Source organism: Rhodopseudomonas palustris HaA2 (assembly GCF_000013365.1).
In the GTDB taxonomy this organism is placed as follows: Bacteria; Pseudomonadota; Alphaproteobacteria; order Rhizobiales; family Xanthobacteraceae; genus Rhodopseudomonas; species Rhodopseudomonas palustris_J.
On record NC_007778.1, the window covers coordinates 3909723 to 3930649 of the forward strand.

Genomic DNA, 20927 nt, shown 5'->3' on the forward strand with positions numbered 1-20927 from the left:
CTCACCCGCCCTGCGGCACGAAGGCGCCGGGCGGGATGTGGCCGTCGACATAGGCGTGATGCAGCGCGTCGAGCTGCGCCCACAGCACGTTGGTCTTGAAGATCAGCGCATTGCACACGGCTTCGCGCTCCGCCGGCGTGCCGGCGTAGCGCTTGACGTAATCCAGCGCGAAATCGGCGTCGCGCGGCGCCTGCGTCAGCCGGCGCTTGAAGTAGCTCATGATCTCCGGATTGACGAAGTCGTAATGCGCCAGCATGCCGGCGATGCGTTCCTCGTGCAGGTTCGGCGCGAACAGCTCGGTCAGTGACGACGCGATCGCTTCCAGCGGCGTACGGTCGCGGACGAAATGCACGTAGGCGTCAACGGCAAAGCGGGTCGCCGGGAGAATTCCCTGGGTCGACTCCACATAAGCGCTGTCGAGGCCGAGGCCCTCGGTCAGCTTCAGCCAGCGTTCGATGCCGCCCTCGCTGCCGATATCGCCGTCGTGATCCTCGATCCGGTGCCGCCATTCGACGCGGGTGGCGCGGTCGCGGAAGCGCGAGATCACCACCGCGTCCTTGATCGGGATCGTGCTCTGGTAGTAATAGCGATTCAGAGCCCAGGCCTGCACCTGGCCCTTGTTGAGCTTGCCGCCGTGCAGCAACCGGTGAAACGGATGCAGATTGTGATAGCGCGTGGCGCCGATCATCCGCAGCGCGGCTTCCAATTCGCCGGCGCTCGCGAGCGGGGCTGCGCCGTTGATCGAAAACGCGGTCATCGCATTCACAGCGTCACCTCCGTGCCGTCGGCCGGAATTTGCCAACCCGCGCGCTCCACCGCGCTGCGCTCGGCGGACCCGCAAAGCAGCGCCGGGTTGGAATTGTTGATATGCACGAACAGCTTTTGCGCAACGCCTAGGCCGTCGAGCGCGGCGATCGCGCCGTCCGCGCCCGACATCGCGATGTGCCCCATCGCCTGCCCGGTCTTGGCGCCGAGCCCGGCGGCGATCAATTCGTCGTCGCGCCACACCGTGCCGTCGAACAGCAGCAGCGGCGAGCCGGCGAGCCGCGCCTTCAAGTCATCGGTCACCCGCGCACAGGCGGTGAGAACGTGGATGGATTGTCGCGTGGCCTTGTCGGTGATGGTGAGCCCGAGCGTGTCGCCGTCCGCCGCCTCGCCGCCCGGATGCGCCCGCCCTTCGAGATACCACGCGCCCTTGCCGGGCACGGCGAACGCCACCACCTCGAAGCCCGATGGCGTCGCATCCGGCAGCATCGGCTCGAACGGCCGATCGATCTCGATCGATCGGCGCGGCACCAGTTTCTCGTCGAGCACGTTGAAGATGCTGTTCGCCTTCAGGATCGCCAGCACCTTGGGATGGGCGTAGATCGCGAACGGTGAACCTTCGCGCATCGACAGCAGGCCCGCCACCGCATCGACCTCGCCATTGCTGAGGATCACGCCCGCGATCGGGCTGTGGCGCAGCGCGCCGGTCGCTGGGTGAAGCTGCGGCGTCGCGATGATCTGCTGGCGCAGATCCGGCGAGGCATTGACCAGGAACCAGTGCACGCTATCAGCGCTGACGGCGATCGACGCCTGCGTGCGTCTGAGCGCCGGATCGGCAAATGCCGCGCGGCAGATCGCGCAGCCGCAGTTCCATTGCGGGACTCCGCCTCCGGCCGCCGCCCCGAGAACGACGACTCGCATGGCCACTCTCTGCCTCTGAACTCGATCGAATGAGCATCTGCCGATCCGTCATCGTCGAATGGCGACGACGGCGGCGGCGTGACCGAAACGAAAGCAGCCGGCGTCGATGCGCCGGCCGCCCACGCTCGTTGCGGATCGATTACTTGCGCACCGCGCAGGCGTACATGTTGATTTCCATGCCGACGGAAACTTCAACGATCGCAGGCTTCTTCCAGGCCATGATGTCCCTCCCGAGGATTGCAGACTGTCGTCACGCCTTGAAGATTAAGGCTGCACTGGAACGCACGCAAGCACCGGATGGTTTCGCCTCCGGCCATCAACACAAGGTGAGCAGCGCAGCATGAACTCATTGCAGCGCAAGAAACGCGTCTCGCAGTCGCACAGTCTGCTGCGTCACGCCCACCATTCCGGCTTGGCCGAGGGCACCGGAATGCGCACGTCGGTCAGCTGCGACAACGCGACATGCTTGTCGCCGGTCTGTGAAAACAGATCGAGCACGAATTCCAGCCGCGCCCCGCGATCACTCGGAGCGACCTCGCCGTGCCATTGCGTCAGCGCGCCGACGAGATCACGCTTGAACTGGTCGAAGCTCGCCGGGTCCGAGCTCGCCGCCGAAAGGTCGATGTCGCGGTCGCCGAGGAAGATCGCCGAGCGGCTGAGCAGCGCCTGATCCGTGCCGCCCTGCGCCAGCGTGTAGGCGTAGTTGGCGTTGACCAATAGCCGCATGGTCGCGGGAACGACGCCGGGAACAGCCGGACCTGCGACGAAGGGCTGCAGCATCTGATCGATGGCCGCCGACAGCGTGACGGCGCCATTGCCGACCACGAGCGGCGACGTCACCGCCTGCACGGGGCCGACCGGATCTTTCAGTTCGGTCCATGGCGTGGTGTAGACGAAGCCGGGATCGACGCTGGTGCCGGCCGGCATGCCATCGGGCACCAGATTGGCATTGCGCACGACATTGGCCATCACATGCGCGGATTGCGCCGCCACCATGAACAGTCCGGGCAGCGTCACGCGCAATTCGCCGGGCGGCTCGCCGCGCGGCTGCAACGTGTAGATGTCGGTGGGTTTGTTGCTCGCCGGCGGGGTGACATAACCATCGATCCGCGGCCACGGCGGCAATTGCGCCGACTGGCCGAGCGCGCGGGTCACTGCGAGATCGGGCTGGCTGCTGAAATCGATCACATAACGCCAGGTCGCGCGCGGCACGCCTGCGACGCCTTGCGACCGCTGCAATCGCGCGGCCAATCGCTCCGACTTCGGCCCGGTCGGATCCTGCACCCACGCCGCCCAGGTCGACGCAGCGCCGCCGACCAGCGCGTCGAAACGCTGCAGCGCCTTGCGTGGCGCCTCCGGCGGGGCGCCGTCGAACGCGGCGGCCGGCACCTGCGCGAGGAACGGCGCGAGCTGCGGATATTCGAACGAGAACCGCGCCAGCGCTTCGAATAGATTTTTCGGCGGCGGCCGCGGCGGATCGTCGCCGGCGGCCTCCACATGCGCGGTGCGTTGCAGCCGGCGGCCGACACCCGGCGCCGGCGGATCGTTCAGCAGCACCAGCAGCGTCAATTCGTCCTGCGCGGCGCTCGGCGCCGAGACGGTGAAGCTGTAGCTCCACAGCAGCGCGTCGGCGATCGAGGTGATCGTCGGCGGCAGCACGCTGGCCTGGGTGGCGATCGTCGGCATCGCCGGGAACAACCGCAACGGCACCGGGATGGCGTTGCGGCCCATCGGCAGATTCAGCACCGAGCGGCCACCGGCCGGCGCGAACGCCGGCACGATGAAGCTCAACCACGCCGACGGCTCGTAGCCGTAGCGCTTGTGATCCGGATCGAAATCGTGCTCGAGGAGCGCGACGTCGAATTCCGGCCGCAGATCGAGCCAGGCAAGGGCGGCCGGATTGCGTGCCGAGGCGAGATAGATCAGCGGCTCGTCGCCCGTGGCGAGCGCGAGGTCCGCGGATGTCAGCGTGAACGCCTGCGCGGCCGCCGCCGACAGGCTGGGATCGCGCACCTTGCCGAACAATTGCGGCGGCGCGTCCGGCTCGTCCTGCCCCGCAAGCGTCACCGCGGCAGGCACCTGCACCACCGCGGCGAGCGCGTAGTCGGCGCTCAGGCTCTGCAGCAACGCCTGCCGGAACCGCTCGGTCGCATCGGCGAGGTCGACGCTCTGGCCGGGGATGCGCAGCACCGCGGCCAAGCCGGTCGCGATCTGGTCGGCCAGCGTTTCCTTGTTCGCGGCGAGATCGGCGTAGCAGGCCGGATCGAGCGTCGCTGAAGCACTCGCCATCAGCGGCGCGAACTGAGCATCGGCGGCGGACAAGAACTGACCGCCCCACACGTCCATGTCGATGCCGGAAAACACCACGTCCTGATCGGCCTTGACGCCGCCGTTGGCGTCGTAGACGCGAACCGAGACAGTCGCGGTGATCAGGCTGGTGGAGAGCGGCAGCGGCGCGCAGCTCAGCGGCAGTTGCGCCGCCGGCGGGGATGCGCCGGCATTGGGGAACTGGACGGCGATGCCGGCGGAGCGCGCGAACCGCACGCACCACAGCGGCGCCTGCGCAGTCTGGCCGGCCGCCGCAGTGGTGAACGCCGCCCGCACCACGCCGAGCCGCGCTTCGCGCCGCTTGCGCGCCAACGCATTATTGGCCTGGATGCCCTGCGCCAGCTTCAGCACGCCGTCGCTGCCATCGAAGCCGGCCCACGCCGCTTCGAACGCCTGCGCGAACGCCAGGAGCTGCAGATCTGGGCCGTCGCCAGCGCCGGTCGGCGCCAGCGACACCGCCGCCGCGATCCATGACCGGGTGAGCTGCACCGCCGGCAGCGCCGCGGCGATGGCGGGATCGACCGTCTCCGGCGCGCGTGCGAACACCAGTTCGACGGTGAGTTCGAACAGGTCCGAGGGCAGCGCGGCGACATAGCTCTTGTCGAGCCGGAATGGCGCCTGCAGCGGCGGCGGCGGGGCCGGGGTCTGGCCGGCGAGCAGCGCGTCGAGATAAGCGATGATCGACTGGACGAAGGCCGTCAGCACCGCGCGCAGGCCGTCGCCGCCGGTCGTGGTGATCAGCGGCGACGCCGCCAGCACGGTCTCGATCTGGATCGCGGCGCCCGGGCTCGCCAGCTGCAGCGGATCGGTGAGCTGGTCGAGGACGAGTTGGTAGCTGCCGATCGCGCTGGCAAGCGTCACCGGATCGTCCGGCGACAGCGCGCCGCCGCCGAGATTGGCAGGATCGAACACCAGCATCAGCGTCAGTTCGACGGCGCTGCCTAATGCACTGAACGCGTAGTAGGAGCGGATCGCCGGCCACGCTTCCACCGCCACCAGCACGTCGTTGTAGACGAACGGCACCGACACGGTTGATGGCTGCGGCAGCGCGTTGCCGTAGATGTCGAGCAACTGGATCGAGAAGCCGACCGAGCAGCCGATCCCGGCGTAGCGATTGCTCTGGCCGAGCAGCGCCGCAACGGCGACGCTGTTGCTGAAGATCCAGTCGGCGCCGCGCTCGGCCTGGTTGGGGCCGACCGGCATGCTCCAATTGGTCGGCAGCACCACGCTTGCGCCGATCGTTGCGGCGACGCTCGGCGACGGCGCGACGATCTGGTCGATGCGATATTGCAGCAGGCTGTACAGCGCCTCGGCATAGGCCGCCTTCTCGGCCGGCGTCGGATTGGCGCCGAGGCCGGGCGTTGCCGGCGGCGCCGGCCAGTCGATCGAGAAGCCGACGCTGCCGCCGAGACTGCCCGGCGTCGTCGTCTGCCACGCGCCGCTGGAATCCGACACGGTCGCGGCGACCGGTCCCTTGCTGTCCTCAGGCACGCTGTCGAGCACGAAGCAATTGGCCCAGGGCTGCAGCGGCGTTGCAACGTCCGGCGCGCCGGACGTGATCAGCAGCGCGATCTGGGCATCGCCGGTGCTGAAGGCGCTGTCGGGGACGCCGTCGATATGCAGATAGAAGCCGTCGGCATTGACCACCGAGACTTCCCACACCAGCAGCGCGAACGCCGCGACATCCGCGAGCCGCGCCGACACCGGCGGCTGCTGCGCCGCCGCGCGCAGCGCAGGCTGGCCGCTCGTCGTCAGCGCCGGCGGCTCGTTCAGGGTCGAGAGATTGGCCTTGGTCAGCACCACCGCGTCGGGCTCGGCGCAGGATGCGTAGCTGCTCGAACCGTCGGCGATCAGCAGCGACAGCGTCGTCCCCGCCCACGCATCGGCCCTGATCAGCCGGTCGAGCAGATCGCGTGTGCCGGTGTCGGCGCCGATCAGGCGGAACACGCTGGCGAGCGGCTTGTCCTGTCCGGGCGGAATGATCCGGCGCAGGCTCATCCCGACGATCAGCCCGGCGATCGCCTTCAGTGCTGTTGGCGACGCGTCGCCCGGCACTTGCGCCAGCCGCGCCACCGCGCCGCTTCCGCCGAGCGCATAGAACTGCCGCATCCGCGTCAGCAGCGCATCGGCCATCGGCCGGACGTTGGCGATGTGGCCGTCATTGAGGGTCCAGAGATACGACCGCGCGATGTAATACGGGCACGGCTGCGTCTTCAGCGGCGGCAACGGCACGAAGCCGCCGCCGGCGCCCAACCAGGACGGCTGCACCATCGTGTCCAGCACCAGCCCGGCGCCGAGATCGTCGGTGACCGACGACGCCGTGCCGTCGGCGCCGAACGCGATCCAGTCGGAGACGTTTTCGCCCGGCGCGACGCCGAGGGTGAAGCTGGTGATCCATCGGCCGCTGTGCTGCGCCAGCGCGGCCTGCTGGCCGGTGAGCTGATAGATCGCGGTGAGCGCGCTGCCGAACGGCTCGCTGCCCGGCACCGGCAGCCGCAATCCGTACAGCGCGAAGCGCGACATATAGCCGGCGAGTTGCGCGTAGCCGGCCGGACCGAGCGCCGACAGCGCCTGGTCGAAGCTCAGATCGGGATCGGCCGCGGCGATGTCCTGCAGATTGGCGACGAGTTGCTTGGCGAGCAGCACGATCATGTCGGTGCAGATCAGCCCGGCGGCCGATGTCGGGAACGCGCTGCCTGCAACCGCCTCGCGCGCCAGCGGCTGGCGCGGCATCCCCTGCGCGAGCTGATCGAAATAGCGCTTCAGCGCCTCGGCGTAGCCCGGCGGCAGCGGCGGCGCGTCGAACACGATCTGGCTGCCGTTATAGCTCAGCGCCAGTTGCGGCAGCATCGGGAAGAACGCGAAGTCGGCGGCCGTGGTCAGGCTCGCCTGCGGCAGGATGGTGAATGTCAGGCTCGATAAGAAGCTGCCGACCGCGCCGTCGAAGCTGCCGTCGTCGAGCTTCACGGCGATCGCCGCGAGCTGCTCGGTCAGGGTGACGCCGCGGGCGTAGTTCGCCTGCAGGAAATGGCCGAGCGCGGTCGACAGATTGGAGAAATCGTCGGGCGCCGTCGACGTCGGCTGCAGGTTGATCGCCAGCCCCGCGACCGCCTGCGGCATCGCCGCGCTCGTGCTGTTGATCACCGCGGGCTGCAGCGTGAAGTACAGCGTGATCGCGATCGCATCGCACGGCGCGCCGGTCGCGAAGCGCCCGGTGATGGCGGGATGCAGCTCCTTGCGGATGCGGATCGGCTTCGTCGCGACGGGGGCCGGACGCGCCTCGATGCGGCGCGAGGTCGGCGGCGTCGGGCCGATCATCAGCGCCGGCGGACCGCTGCCGATATGGATCGGCGGGAACACGTCGAGATCGTCGTCGAAGCTGAACGAGATCCGGATGAAGACGATGCGGAACTCGACGTAGATCGACACCTTGAAGGCGAGCCGGATCACCGTCGAATGCGCGGTCTCGTAGGCGACCTGCAGCACCAGCGTCGCACTGATCGAGATCGCCGCCGAAATGATCCGCAGGTCGACCGCGCCGGTGAAATAGGCCTCGACGCCGAGCTGGCCGGCGAACCATTTGTAGTCGACGCCCTGCTCGGTCATCTTGCCGTGCGTGGAGGCCAGAAAGCCCTCGAAGGTGGCGAAGGCGATCAGGCCCGCGCTCAGGAACATCGGGCCCTTGTGGATTTCCTTGGCGATGCCGAACGACAGGCCCAGCCCGAACCGCCAGATCACCGCGAAGTCGTCGCCCAGTTCTTCGGGCGCGTCGGCCGAACGCAGCTTGGCGAAATACAACCCGCCGGCCGCCTCGACCGGCACGCCCTCGATCGAGAACGACACCGAGAACGGCTGCGCCAGCCCCGCCCCGTCCGGCGCGAACGGCCAGCCGATGTCGACCCGGAAATCGCTGTTGGTGTAGACGATCAGTCCGACCGTCGGCAGCATGATGTTGTAGTCGTCGGTGCCGATCGGCTGGGTCCAGGTGAACGACCCGCTCCAGGCGCCGAGATTGTCGCTGATCTTGCGATAGGCGATCTCCAGCACGAAGCCGCGCAGGCTGGAGAGGATGCCCTTCTTCTTCTCTGGTGGCGCCGCGAGGTTCGCTGCAACCGGAACGGCCGCGGCCACCGGCTCGGACGTGCGATCCTTCGGCTCGGGCGGCGCCGCGCCGATCGACAGCCGCGCGCCGTAGACATAGGGATCGGAAAACACGAACTGGAACGTCACCGGGGTGAATTCGAGATCGACCGCGACGGTGACGCCGGCGGAGGGATCGTAGGACACCGGGATTTGCGCCGAACCGTCCGCGATGTCGTCGAGCGCCGCCTTGGTCGACAGCGGCACTTCCGACAGCATCGAGATGATGATCGGAATGACGTCGTTGGACTGGATGTCGTATTCGACCTTGAGGCCGGCCACGACGTAGACGGTCGGGGTGACACTGAGGTGCTGTTCATTGGCGGCCAATGGCGGAGGCGCGGATGACGCTCCGGCCCCGGCCAGATCCGGCTCGCCGAGGAACCAGGCGAGGTTGATGCCGCCGTCCTCGTCATCGCCCGCGCCGCGACCTTCGCCGTCATCCGCCGGCAGACCGAAGAAGGTCAGCGAGCGCTCCCCGGTCGAGGGGATGTAGAGCGGAAACGCGCCGAGCGCGAACAGCACGTCGCGCAGCATCAGCACGTAGACATCGTCGCCCGCGAGCTTCGGGCGCAGCAGCTCGACCGCGCCGTATTGCGTCGGCAGCACGCCCTGGAGCTGGAACGTTCCGTCCTTCATCGACGGCGGCGGCGCCAGCAGCAGCCCGACCTGATCGGCGACTGCCCGCGTCTTGCCGGGCACCCAGCCGAGCAGCAGCACGCCTTCGAGCGGCGCTTGCGACGTCATGCCGCCCATTGTGCCCATCATCACCTGCAGCGCCAGCGCATAGACCGGCCTGACGCTGTCGAGACCGACGCCGGTGACGGTGACGGTTTTCAGGGCGGCGAACTCCGCCTGCGGCCTGAAGCCGAGCAGCTTCAGCGGCAGCGTCGCCATCAGGCTGTGGTCGCGTGGCGCACTGGCCTCGGCGTCGAGCAGCACGCCGCCGAGATCGGTCACGATCGTCGGCGGCGGGGTGAGGCCTTGATCCGGCACCACGCTCGTCATCGTGAACGCATAGCCGGAATAGCCGAGCCCGCCGGCATAGTCGTCGTCGAGCCCGTAGGAGAACAGATCGATCGGCGCGGGATCGTCACCTCGCGGCGCAGTCGCCGACTCGGTGTTGAAGCCGAGCGCGCCGTCGAGCGTGAACGCGGCCCACACCGTTCGGCCGGCTCCGCCGCCGACGCCGTCGCTGGCCTCCGTCAGCGGCGAAAGCCCGGCGCTGGTGACGGTCTGCGCCGCGAGTGCGCGATAGCGATCGCCATCGACCGGGAACGTGAAGACGCGCTCCTCGCTGGTCACGAACACCACCGAGGTCTCGCCGTCGCGCTGCTGCAGCGCGCCGTCGATGACGATGGTGTTGGTGGCGGGAAAATCGTTCTGGCCGGCGACCGACAACGTCACCGGATCGTCGAACAGCGTCGCGATCGAGTAAGCGATCTGCGACTCGAAATGGGCCAAGAGGCTGTTGGCGAACAGCGCCTTCAGCGACAGGGTCTGGAAGTCGACATCCGTGGTCGGGGTCTGGAATGCGTAGTCGTAATAGATCAGCCCGAACAGCGAGCTGTGCTGCAGGGCGTCGTCGACCGCCATCGACGGCTTCGGCGCATTGGTGGTGATGCCGAAATGATGACAGCACAGCGGCTTGTCCGACCGCATCCCGCACAACAGCATCGCAATGTCGGCGGGCAGCTCGGGCAGCTGCAGCGGCGCGTCGAGCGCGATGATGCCGGTCCAGTTCGGATCGTTCATGCGCGCGACGAAATCGCCGAAATAATCGTAAGTCCCGGCGGCGCGCGCCGCGTCGCTCGCGAGCTTGGCCTGGTGGATGTAGTCGACGATCTGCCGCGAGATCGTTTCGGCCCGGCCGGCGCCGGCGAACAGCTCGGGGTCGGTCCAGCCCGACGGCTCGGCGGCGAGATCGGCGAAGGATCGTCCGGCTGCGAGCTTGAACGCCAGCACGCAATTGACGTCGAGCGAGGGACCATCGTCGGCGTTCGACACCGCGATCTCGATCGGATATTCGCCGAGTTGCAGCAGATTGTCGAAGGCGCCGAGACAGGCCGGATCAGCGACCACCAGGAACGCCGCCGGATTCATCAGTGCGGTCGACAGATACGGGCTGACGACGTCGAACGGCCCGGTGCCGCCGCTGCAGCCCGACGGCGTCGTGCCGTGCCGGAAGCGCAGCCATTGCTCCGGCCGCTGCGGGCTGCGCGCCAGCAGCAATTGCTGCCAGCTCCCGGCCGGAGTCGCGGACGTCATCGCCCCGCTGTTGAGGCCGACCAGCAGGCCCTGCGGCGTCTGGACATAGCCGCCGCTCAGCGGCTCCAGCGTCGCCATGTCGAAGAACAGCGGCCCGAGGCAGCAATCCGCCGCGATCGCCGCGAACCGCGCCGGCGACAGCACCGCGGTCTCGAAGCTGGTGAGCACGTCGGCGGTGATCTCCGGATTCGGATTGGCGATCGTCCGGTCGGAGAAATACACATACCCATAGGGCGCCAGCGGCAGCACCTGCCCCGCGGCCGCATCCCACAGATCGGCGATCCGCGCGCCGACCGCGATCGGAAACGGCTCGGTCCCGGTCGGCGCGCTCTGGAAGTACACCGTGTCGACCGCCTGCGCGCAGAAGCTCTGCTTGATGGTGCCGGGAAAGGTCTTGGCGCTGTTCGCGCCCTGGATCACCTGCACCCAATTGGTGCTGTAGAGATCGGACAACGGACCGGCGGCGTCCCATGCGCGGGCCGTATGCGGCTGCGGCGGACAATGCGCGGCGAAGCCCGGCCGCTCGCCCTGGAAATCGAGCAGATCGCTCTGCGCGATCAGCAGGAACTCGCTGCCGAACAGACCGCACATCAGGGCGATCGGATCATCGGCGATCGGCGCGCCGGCCCTGGTCTTCGGCAACGACGCAACCAGATATCGTCCGGCCGGCGTGAGGTAGGCCGTCTGCGGCGCGGCGCCGGGTTTTCGCGCGAGGCTGAAACCGGCGCCGGTCTGCGGCGTCAGTCGCAACGTCGCACCCGCGGTGCTGCGCATCGCCTCGCTGACCGGCAGCACCGGCTTGCCGTCGCCGTATTCGGCGAGATCAAACGCGAAGCGGGTACGCTGCGAATCCGTCGGCCGCAGCGGATCGATCGTCACCCGCAGCGGCAATTGCGCCGCGATCGGCGCGCGCGGATCCGGAAAGGCGCCGAGCAGCAATGGAAATCGCATCGCCGCAGGCTGCGTCGCGGGCCCGGCGACGAAACGGATCTCCGCCGAGGCCGGCGGCGACTCGCTGTCGTCCTCGGGCGCGAACAGCGCGAAGAAATTGCCGCGATCCGGCGCGAAGGCGAAGCTGAACGTGCCCAGCGACGGCCCGGCCATCGGCATCGCCACCGGCTGATCGCTCGGCAGCGGCAGCGACGCCTGCCCTCCGTCCCGGCGTTGCAGCACCAGGCGGCTGCTGCCGCTGGCCACGAGCTGAAGCGCCGGCGGATCGTCGGCGAGCGCAGGCGCGACGATGACCTCGGCACTGATCTGCATCGCCAGATCGCAGAACGTAATCGCGCAACCCGGTTTGACTCGCCCGGTGCCGTCGCCGACGGATTTGGCGATGGTGATGAATTGCGCCGCGGCAATCCGTTGCGGCGTCAGGTCGCTCGCCCACACCACCCATTGCCGCATCGGCGCCTGCGGCTGCAGCCGGGCGTCGAGCGCTGCAACGACGTCCTTCGGATCGACGACCACCGCGCCGGCGGGGACGAAGACGAAGCCGCCCGACCAATTCGCCCACGCATCCTCCACCGGCAGGATGTCCGGATAGGTCGCAGGCTCGCCGACCAGCGCGTAGTACACGCAGGGCGCCGTCTCGGGCGTGGCGCCGGCGGCGAGATACAGCGGAACGCCGGGCACGACGAGCTCGAACTGCAATGACGACGTCTGGGCACGCTTCGAATTCGCCATGATGCCACCTGTCCCGCCTCGGCCGGCGGCCGCGTGGCCGACCGGTCCCGCACTGTTCGCTATCTCGCCGTCAGCAGCATCGATCCGCTCTCGATCAGAACGCCGACCGAATCGATCAGGTAGTAATTGTCGCGAAACACATAGAGCGCGAGGTCCTCCAGCAGCGGATGTTTGGCGCCGTCGATCGGCACCGTGCAGGCGCCGATCTCGCCCGACCAGCTCACCTTGATGTCGTTACTGCCGTTGAAGAACTTGCCCGGCCCGTCGCTGGGATTGAGCGTTCGCGGCACCTGCAGGGAGCCCGGCGTGAATCTCGCCGGCGCCGGCCCCGCACTCCATGCCGCGATCGCCGGATCGCCGCCGACCTGTGAGCCGTTGGCGCTGAAGCGGTCCATGTCCTCGCTGAACACGTTGAACACGAACACGCTCCCTGCGGGCGTCTGCAAGGCGCCGGGCGTCGTCATGCGCCGTCCGCGCGATCGGCCACGGCGCCCGCGCTCACGCCTTGACGAGGCCGCGGGCCAGTTCGCCGAGCGCCGCCGCGCCGATCACCTGACCGGTGTCCTTCTCGACGCCGTATTCGTTGACGAGCTGCCATTTGTTGCGATCGATGAACAGCAGCAGATCCTGGATCAGCGGAAACGCCGCGCCGTCGATCGCCACCGAGGCGCCGAACAGGCCGTCCGCCCATTGGATCGTCAGCCGGTTGGTGCCGTTGAAGAACTTGCCCGGCCCCTCGCTGGCATTCAGCACGCGCGGCACCGCCACCGCGTTCGGCCGATATTTCGGCGAGGCGTCGGTGAACCAGCCGGGGATATCGCCGTCCTTGACCGTAACGCCGTTGGTGCTCAGCGTCAGCGTCTCGCTGAAGACGTTGAAGACATAGACCGATCCGTTGTTATCCTTTGTCGCCATGGTGACGATCTCCTGAGGGTTGGCGTCGCGAAGCGCTTTCGTCCCGGCCGGGATGAAAGTGAGGGGTGTCGAATTCGATCGGACCGGTCGTGCAGTCCGCACCGAACTCGTCGAACAGGTACCAGCGGTCCCGCAGCAGATAGAGCAGCAGATCCTGCACCAGCGGGTATTTTCGGCCGTCGACATCGAGCGTGAAGCTGCCGATGGTTTCGGTGGTGACGGTGATGGCATTGGCGCCGTTGAAGATCCGGCCTTTGGCGTCGCTTTTGTCGAGCACGCGGGCGACCGCGATGGTGTTCGGCGTGTAGATCGCCGCGCCGCCCTTGCCGTCGCTCCAGGCCGGGATGTCGCCGGCCCTGCCGCCGTTCGACATGAAGCTCAGTTGTTCGCTGAACAGGTTGAAGACAAAGACGCAACCTGCTTCCGACGCGCGCCCCGCCGTCTCGCCCGCACGTTCGTGAACCTGGCGGGGACTGGCCGGCTTCGCCCCATACGACGCGAGGAAGATGCCGTTGCTCGCCAGCAGCACGATCTGGCTGCGGAACAGATAGGCGATCAGATCGCCGGGAAAGCCGCCGATGTCGAACTGGTAGTTCCAGGAGACATCGTTGGTGATCAGCAACTCGTTGCGATCGACGAACGCGTTGCCGAAGGGCTGCGATCCCGGCGCGCGCTCCCCGGAGGTGGAGAACGGCACGTAGTCGATCCGCGGCGAGGTGTTCTTGATGACGTAAGGCGGGCCGTTGGAATTGACGACAATCGACTGGGACGGGCCGTAGGTGCCGCTCACCAGCGGATTGAACATGAACACCCGCCCGACGCTGCTCGTCATGCCCGATCTCCGCGTGGGGCGACCCCACGCTGGCGATACTCGTATAAGTTGTATTTTGGCGCAAGGAATATTTTTCGGAATGGAGGTTCGTCGGCCGGGTTGGGCCTGGCATCCCAGGCGACGCCGCACTGCAGCGTAATCGGTGGGCGCGGACGGCCTTGCCTTGTCTCCCTGGCATCTGGCATACCAGCGCACAGACAGACGCCGTTTCGGATCGGCATGGAAGATCGATGACCGCTCGCGCCAGAATCAGACCGATCGACGTCGTCGCCGAACCCGATCTGGCGATGCCGCCGCTTTCGCCCGAGGTCAGCTACAAGGCCAAGGCCTATCAGGCGCTGAAACAGGCCATCCTCAGGATGGACATCTACACGGCGCCCGAGCCGGTGATGCTCGACGAGCGCGCGCTGTCGGACAAGCTCGGCGTCAGCCGCACGCCGATCCGCGAGGCGATCGCGATGCTCGAGCAGGACGGGCTGGTGAAAGCCGTGCCGCGCCGCGGCATCATGGTGGTGCGCCGGACCAAGGCGGAAATCGTCGACATGATCCGCGCCTGGGCGGCGCTGGAGAGCATGGCGGCGCGGCTGATCACCACGATGGCGCGCAAGCGCGACATCACCGCGCTACGCGACGTGTTTCAGGCGTTCGGCCCCGACCATCTGCCGCAGGATCACATCGAGGAATATTCCCGCGCCAACATCGTGTTCCACCAGGCGCTGATCTCGCTCAGCGAGTCGCAGGTGCTGGTCGACATGACCGACGACATCCTGATCCACGTGCGCGGCTATCGCCAGCTCACGATCGGCCGCAAGGAACGCATCGCCGCATCATTGCCCGAGCATCTGGCGATGATCGAGGCGATGGAAGCTCGCGACACCGAACTCGCCGAGAAGCTGGCGCGCGATCACACGCTGCGGCTCGCAGCCTATGTCGAGGCGCACGGCCAGGAGTTGTTCGCGTGAGACCCGTTGTTCGCGTGATACCCGTTGTTCGCGTGATACCCGCTCGCCCTCTGATAAACGCCCCCTCCCCGCCATTGCGAGGAGCCCCCGGATCAGCGCTTCGCGCCGTCCGAGAACAGGCTCCGCGACGAAGCAATCCAGCCCGGTGCACGAAGCTGGATTGCTTCGCTTCGCTCGCGATGACGAGGGCAAACCTGTTTCTATTGACCATTCGATCAGCCGCTGACGAATCGGCTGTCAGACACCACGGAGTAACCCAATGACCAAGGCGCTCGACGGCGTTCGCATTCTCGATTTCACCCACGTCCAGTCCGGCCCGACCTGCACCCAGTTGCTGGCGTGGTTCGGCGCCGACGTCATCAAGGTCGAGCGTCCCGGCACCGGCGACATCACCCGCGGGCAGTTGCAGGACATCCCGAAGGTGGACAGCCTGTATTTCACCATGCTGAACCACAACAAGCGCTCGATCACGCTCGACACCAAGAACCCCAAGGGCAAGGAGGTGCTGACCGCGCTGATCCGCTCCTGCGACGTGCTGGTGGAGAATTTCGGCCCCGGCGTGCTCGATCGCATGGGCTTCACCTGGGACAAGATCCAGGAGATCAACCCGCGGATGATCGTCGCCTCGATCAAGGGTTTCGGCCCGGGTCCCTATGAAGACTGCAAGGTCTACGAGAACGTCGCGCAATGCACCGGCGGCGCCGCCTCGACCACCGGCTTCCGCGACGGCCCGCCGCTGGTCACCGGCGCACAGATCGGCGACTCGGGCACCGGGCTGCATCTCGCGCTCGGCATCGTCACCGCGCTGTATCAGCGCCATCACACCGGCCGCGGCCAGCGCGTCACCGCCGCGATGCAGGACGGCGTGCTCAATTTGTCGCGCGTCAAGCTGCGCGATCAGCAGCGCCTCGCCCACGGCCCGCTCAAGGAATACAGCCAGTTCGGCGAAGGCATTCCGTTCGGCGACGCGGTGCCGCGCGCCGGCAATGATTCCGGCGGCGGCCAGCCCGGCCGCATCCTGAAATGCAAGGGCTGGGAGACCGATCCCAACGCCTACATCTACTTCATCGCGCAGGCCCCGGTGTGGGAGAAGATCTGCGACGTGATCGGCGAGACCGGCTGGAAGACCCATCCGGACTACGCGACGCCGCCGGCGCGGCTGAAGCACCTCAACGACATCTTCGCCCGCATCGAACAATGGACCATGACCAAGACCAAGTTCGAGGCGATGGACATCCTCAACAGGGACGACATTCCCTGCGGGCCGATCCTGTCGATGAAGGAACTCGCCGAGGACGCCTCGCTGCGCGCCACCGGCACGATCGTCGAGGTCGATCATCCGACCCGCGGCAAATATCTGTCGGTCGGCAACCCGATCAAACTGTCGGACTCGCCGACCCATGTCGAGCGCTCGCCGCTTCTCGGCGAGCACACCGACGAAATTCTGCGCGACGTCCTCGGCTTCAACGATCATCAGGTCGCTGAAATCCACGATTCCGGCGCACTCGCTCCGCCGCGCAAGCAGGCCGCAGAGTAATCGAGGCGGCGGCGACAGCACCGCCTGTCGCCGCCGCCTCGCAAAATCTTATACTACGCCTCGCAAAATTTTACGCGGCGCGCGATCGAACTCCAGTAATTTCGTTTGCAAGCCTCGACAGTTGATGGAAACATTCGATCCGAAGCAAAACGCTTACTGACGAAAAGCCGGCACAGATCGGCTCGTCCATATTCCCAGGGAGAGAAGCATGAAGAGTAGATCGACTCGTCTTGCGTCCGGCGTAATCGCCGCGATCGGCCTCGCCGGCCTCGCCGTTCCAGCGGGCGCGGCCTGGCAGCCGACCCGCCCGGTCGAATTCATCGTTCCCGCCGGGACCGGCGGCGGCGCCGACCAGATGGCACGCACGCTGCAGGGGATCGTCACCAAATACAATCTGATGAAGCAGCCGCTGGTGGTGGTCAACAAATCCGGCGGCGCCGGCGGCGAAGGCTTCCTCGACGTCAAATCGGCGGCGAACAATCCGCACAAGATCATCATCACGCTGTCGAACCTGTTCACCACGCCGCTCGCCACCGGCATCCCGTTCGGCTGGAAGGATCTCACGCCGGTCGCGATGCTCGCGCTCGACGAATTCGTGCTCTGGGTGAATGCCGACAAGCCCTACAAGACCGCCAAGGACTTCATCGATGCGGTGAAGAAGGCACCGGCCGGCAGCATGAAGATGGGCGGCACCGGCTCCAAGCAGGAAGACCAGATCATCACCGTGGCGCTGGAGAAGGCCGCCGGAATCAAGCTCACTTACATTCCCTACAAGGGCGGCGGCGAAGTCGCGGTGCAGCTCGTCGGCAATCACATCGACTCCACCGTCAACAATCCGATCGAGGCGGTGGCGCAATGGCGCGGCGGCAAGCTGCGCCCGCTCTGCGTGTTCGATGCAAAGCCGATGGACTACGCCGATCCGATCGCCGACGGCCAGGCGTGGAAGGACATCCCGACCTGCAAGTCGCAGGGCCTCGACATCGAATATCTGATGCTGCGCGGCGTCTTCATGGGGCCGAAGGCGACGCCGGACCAGGTCGCCTACTACATCGACCTGTTCAACAAGGTGCGCGAGACGCCGGAATGGAAGGACTTCATGAAGAACGGTGCGTTCAACACCACCTTCATGACCGGCCCCGACTTCGCCAAATGGGTCGAGACCGAGGACAAGCGACACGAAACCCTGATGCGGGACGCCGGCTTCCTGGCGCAAGGCAACTGATCGCGCTCGGCGACGCATGCGATTGACGAAAGCTCCGGCGCGGAGCGACCGCCCGCGCCGTCTCTCATGTCGGGGACGATTTCATGTCTGCATCGACTGACGGCAACCTCGGTCCCTCGCACAAGCTCGTCGAGGCCGGCGTGGCCTTGCTAATCGGCATCGTGGGGATCGTGGTGATCATCGGCAGCATCCGGGCCGGAATCGGCTGGGGCGCCGAAGGCCCGCGCGCCGGCTTCTTCCCGTTCTATATCGGGCTGTTCATCGTGCTCTCCAGCGCGATCAATTTGATCAGCGCGCTGCGCGCCCGCAATCATCATCTGTTCGCCGAATGGGGCCAGCTCGGCCACGTCATGAGCGTGCTGATCCCGAGCGCATTGTTCGTCGGCGCGATGCCGTTCATCGGGCTCTACGTCTCGTCGGCGCTGTTCATCGGCTGGTTCATGCGCTGGCTCGGCAAATATCGCTGGCTCACCGTGGTCGCCGTCGCGATCGGCGCGCCGGTGGTCACCTATCTGGTGTTCGAGCGCTGGTTCCTGGTGCCGCTGCCGAAAGGTCCGCTCGAGGATTTGCTCGGCCTCTAGGTTTTCGCGCCCCGCTTCTCTGCGTGGCCCGCGCTGTTGCTTTTGAAGACGATTTGACGCCCTCGTAGGTCAGGACCCTCCCGGATGGAAGAGCTCACCAACCTGTTCCACGGCTTCGCCGTCGCGCTGATGCCGTTCAACATCCTGGTGATGGTGATCGGCATCGTACTCGGCGTCATTATTGGCGTGCTGCCGGGCCTCGGCGGCGCCAACGGCGTCGCGATCCTGCTGCCGCTGACCTTCAGCATGCCGCCGACCTCGGCGATCATCATGCTGTCCTGCATCTATTGGGGCGCGCTGTTCGGCGGGGCGATCACCTCGATCCTGTTCAACATCCCCGGCGAACCATGGTCGGTCGCGACCACCTTCGACGGCTATCCGATGGCGCAGCAGGGCAAGGCCGGCGAAGCGCTGACCGCCGCCTTCACCTCGTCCTTCGTCGGTGCGCTGTTCGCGATCATCATGATCACGCTGGTCGCGCCGCTGGTGGCGCGGTTCGCGCTGGAGTTCGGCCCGGCCGAAAAATTCGCGGTGTACTTCCTCGCCTTCTGCAGTTTCATCGGGCTGTCGAAGGAACCAGCATTCAAGACGGTCGCGGCGATGATGCTCGGCTTCGCGCTGGCCGCGGTGGGGCTGGATTCGATGACCGGCCAGCTCCGGCTGACCTTCGGCTTCACCGAAATGCTGAACGGTTTCGACTTCCTGATCGCGGTGATCGGCCTGTTCGGCATCGGCGAGATCCTGCTGACGATGGAGGACGGACTGAGCTTCCGCGGCAGCAAGGCCAAGATCAATCTGCGCGTCGTGCTGCAGACCTGGAAGGAACTGCCGCGCTACTGGATGACGTCGCTACGCTCCAGCGTGATCGGCTGCTGGATGGGCATCACGCCGGCCGGCGCCACGCCGGCCTCGTTCATGAGCTACGGCATCGCCAAGCGGGTGTCGAAGAACGGCAAGAATTTCGGCCACGGCGAGATCGAAGGCGTGATCGCGCCGGAGACCGCGGCGCACGCCGCCGGCACCGCGGCGCTGCTGCCGATGCTGTCGCTCGGCGTGCCGGGATCGCCGACCGCAGCCGTGCTGCTCGGCGGCCTGCTGATCTGGGGTCTGCAGCCCGGCCCGATGCTGTTCGTCGAGCAGAAGGAATTCGTCTGGGGCCTGATCGCCTCGATGTATCTCGGCAACATCGTCGGCCTCTTGATCGTGCTGACCTGCGTGCCGTTCTTCGCCGCGATCCTGCGGATTCCGTTCAGCATCGTCGCGCCGCTGATCCTGGTGCTGTGCGCGATCGGCGCCTATTCGGTGCACAACTCGACCTTCGACGTGATGCTGATGCTGGTGTTCGGCGTGATCGGCTATCTGCTGAAGAAGTGCAATTATCCGCTGGCGCCGCTGGTGCTGGCGATCGTGCTCGGCGACAAGGCGGAGGAAGCGTTCCGGCAGTCGCTGCTGGCCTCGCAGGGTGCGCTCGGCGTGTTTTTCTCCAACGGGCTGGTCGGCACGATCATGGCGCTCGGGCTGATCGCGCTGTTCTGGTCGCCGCTCAACGCCGGCTATGCCCGACTGCGATCCGCGGCGACCGGGCGGCCGCGGCCGGCCGGCCCCGGTTACGAATAGCGCCATGAGCATCGCATGCTTGAACGAGGCGCCGATCTGACCGATAAACCGCCGCACCGCGTCATTCGCGGCTGCAACTTCCACGATCGCCAGGCGTTCTGGCGTTGAGCCCAGGAAATTCGATGAAAGTCTGTATCTACGGCGCCGGCGCGATCGGCGGTTATCTCGGCGTGCAGCTCGCGCAATCCGGCGCCGACGTCAGCCTGGTGGCGCGCGGCGCGCATCTGGCGGCGATGCAGCAGAACGGCCTCAAGCTGTTGATCGGCGACGAGGAGCGCGTGGTGAAGGTGCGCGCCACCGACAAGCCGTCGGAGCTGGGCGTGCAGGACTTCATCATCATCTGCCTCAAGGCGCATTCGATCACCGGCGCGATCGACGCGATGAAGCCGCTGCTCGGCTCGCACACCCGCATCGTCACCGCCGTCAACGGCGTGCCGTATTGGTACTTCTACAAGCACGGCAATCAGTTCGAGGGCCGCACGCTGGAGAGCATCGACCCGGGCGCACGGCAGTGGAACGAGCTCGGCCCCGAGCGCGGCATCGGCTGCATCGTCTATCCGGCGACGGAGCTGGAAGGCCCGGGCGTGGTGCGCCATGTCTATGGCGACAAGTTCCCGGTCGGCGAAGCCTCCGGCGAGACCACCGCGGACGTTCAGAATCTGTCGAAGCTGCTGGAAGCCGCCGGGCTGAAAGCGCCGATCCTCGATCGCATTCGCGACGAGATCTGGCTGAAGCTGTGGGGCAATGTCTGCTTCAACCCGATCAGCGCGCTGACCCACGCCACGCTCGACGTGATCGCGTCCGATCCGGCGACGCGGGCGCTGGCGAAGGCGATGATGCTGGAAGCGCAGGCGATCGGCGAGACCTTCGGCGTCAAATTCCGCGTCGACGTCGAACGCCGCATCGAGGGCGCGCGCAAGGTCGGCGCGCACAAGACCTCGATGCTGCAGGACCTCGAACGCGGCCGGCCGATGGAGATCGATCCCTTGGTCACCGTGGTGCAGGAGATGGGCCGCATGACCGGCATTCCGACGCCGGCGATCGACAGCGTCCTCGGCCTGGTGATCCAGCGCGCCAAGGTGGCCGGGCTGTACTGAATACTAATCACTCTGCCCACCTCACCTCTGTCATTCCGGGGCGCGCGCCAGCGCGAACC

Annotated in this window: 13 protein-coding genes; 6 read left to right on the forward strand and 7 right to left on the reverse strand. The window is 66.8% G+C overall.

Annotation, left to right across the window (positions count from 1 at the left end; translation table 11 throughout):
* Position 1 precedes the first annotated feature (1 nt).
* The 7 genes from pqqC to RPB_RS17285 form a co-directional block, all read right to left on the reverse strand.
* Entirely contained in the window at positions 2 to 766 is a 765-nt protein-coding gene (pqqC, locus tag RPB_RS17255; RefSeq protein ID WP_041798310.1) for a pyrroloquinoline-quinone synthase PqqC, read from the reverse strand.
* Complete coding sequence (gene pqqB, locus RPB_RS17260) at positions 763 to 1686, reverse strand: pyrroloquinoline quinone biosynthesis protein PqqB (protein WP_011442302.1); 924 nt, start codon at positions 1684 to 1686, stop codon at positions 763 to 765. Before pqqB ends, pqqC begins: the two co-directional genes overlap by 4 nt.
* A gap of 139 nt (positions 1687 to 1825) precedes the next feature.
* A complete protein-coding gene (gene pqqA, locus RPB_RS17265) occupies positions 1826 to 1906 on the reverse strand; it encodes a pyrroloquinoline quinone precursor peptide PqqA (RefSeq protein ID WP_041798311.1) in 81 nt (26 codons plus the stop codon).
* A 173-nt stretch (positions 1907 to 2079) separates the two neighbouring features.
* A complete protein-coding gene (locus RPB_RS17270; RefSeq protein ID WP_011442303.1) occupies positions 2080 to 12105 on the reverse strand; it encodes a hypothetical protein in 10026 nt (3341 codons plus the stop codon).
* A gap of 59 nt (positions 12106 to 12164) precedes the next feature.
* Positions 12165 to 12569: a hypothetical protein gene (locus RPB_RS17275; protein ID WP_011442304.1), complete on the reverse strand. Its 405-nt coding sequence runs from the start codon at positions 12567 to 12569 to the stop codon at positions 12165 to 12167.
* 34 nt (positions 12570 to 12603) lie between these two features.
* Entirely contained in the window at positions 12604 to 13020 is a 417-nt protein-coding gene (locus RPB_RS17280) for a hypothetical protein (protein ID WP_041798312.1), read from the reverse strand.
* Positions 13004 to 13852, reverse strand: a complete 849-nt coding sequence (locus tag RPB_RS17285; protein ID WP_011442305.1) for a hypothetical protein — start codon at positions 13850 to 13852, stop codon at positions 13004 to 13006. The genes RPB_RS17280 and RPB_RS17285 overlap by 17 nt, the downstream gene beginning before the upstream one ends.
* A gap of 287 nt (positions 13853 to 14139) precedes the next feature.
* Here RPB_RS17285 and RPB_RS17290 point away from each other — a divergent pair, with 287 nt between their 5' ends.
* The 6 genes from RPB_RS17290 (at position 14140) to RPB_RS17315 (ending at position 20868) form a co-directional block, all read left to right on the forward strand.
* The gene (locus tag RPB_RS17290) at positions 14140 to 14814 is read left to right on the forward strand and encodes a GntR family transcriptional regulator (RefSeq protein ID WP_433993739.1); all 675 of its coding nucleotides are present in this window, start codon (positions 14140 to 14142) and stop codon (positions 14812 to 14814) included.
* A 259-nt stretch (positions 14815 to 15073) separates the two neighbouring features.
* Positions 15074 to 16351 carry a formyl-CoA transferase gene (gene frc, locus RPB_RS17295; RefSeq protein WP_011442307.1) on the forward strand — a complete coding sequence of 426 codons (1278 nt, stop codon included), beginning with the start codon at positions 15074 to 15076 and terminating at the stop codon, positions 16349 to 16351.
* Positions 16352 to 16559: 208 nt separating this feature from the next.
* Positions 16560 to 17573 carry a Bug family tripartite tricarboxylate transporter substrate binding protein gene (locus RPB_RS17300; protein WP_011442308.1) on the forward strand — a complete coding sequence of 338 codons (1014 nt, stop codon included), beginning with the start codon at positions 16560 to 16562 and terminating at the stop codon, positions 17571 to 17573.
* Between the two features lie 83 nt (positions 17574 to 17656).
* On the forward strand, positions 17657 to 18154 hold the full coding sequence (locus tag RPB_RS17305; protein ID WP_011442309.1) for a tripartite tricarboxylate transporter TctB family protein: 498 nt from the start codon (positions 17657 to 17659) through the stop codon (positions 18152 to 18154).
* Positions 18155 to 18238: 84 nt separating this feature from the next.
* A complete protein-coding gene (locus RPB_RS17310) occupies positions 18239 to 19771 on the forward strand; it encodes a tripartite tricarboxylate transporter permease (protein WP_011442310.1) in 1533 nt (510 codons plus the stop codon).
* A 122-nt stretch (positions 19772 to 19893) separates the two neighbouring features.
* A complete protein-coding gene (locus RPB_RS17315) occupies positions 19894 to 20868 on the forward strand; it encodes a 2-dehydropantoate 2-reductase (RefSeq protein ID WP_011442311.1) in 975 nt (324 codons plus the stop codon).
* Positions 20869 to 20927 lie beyond the last annotated feature (59 nt).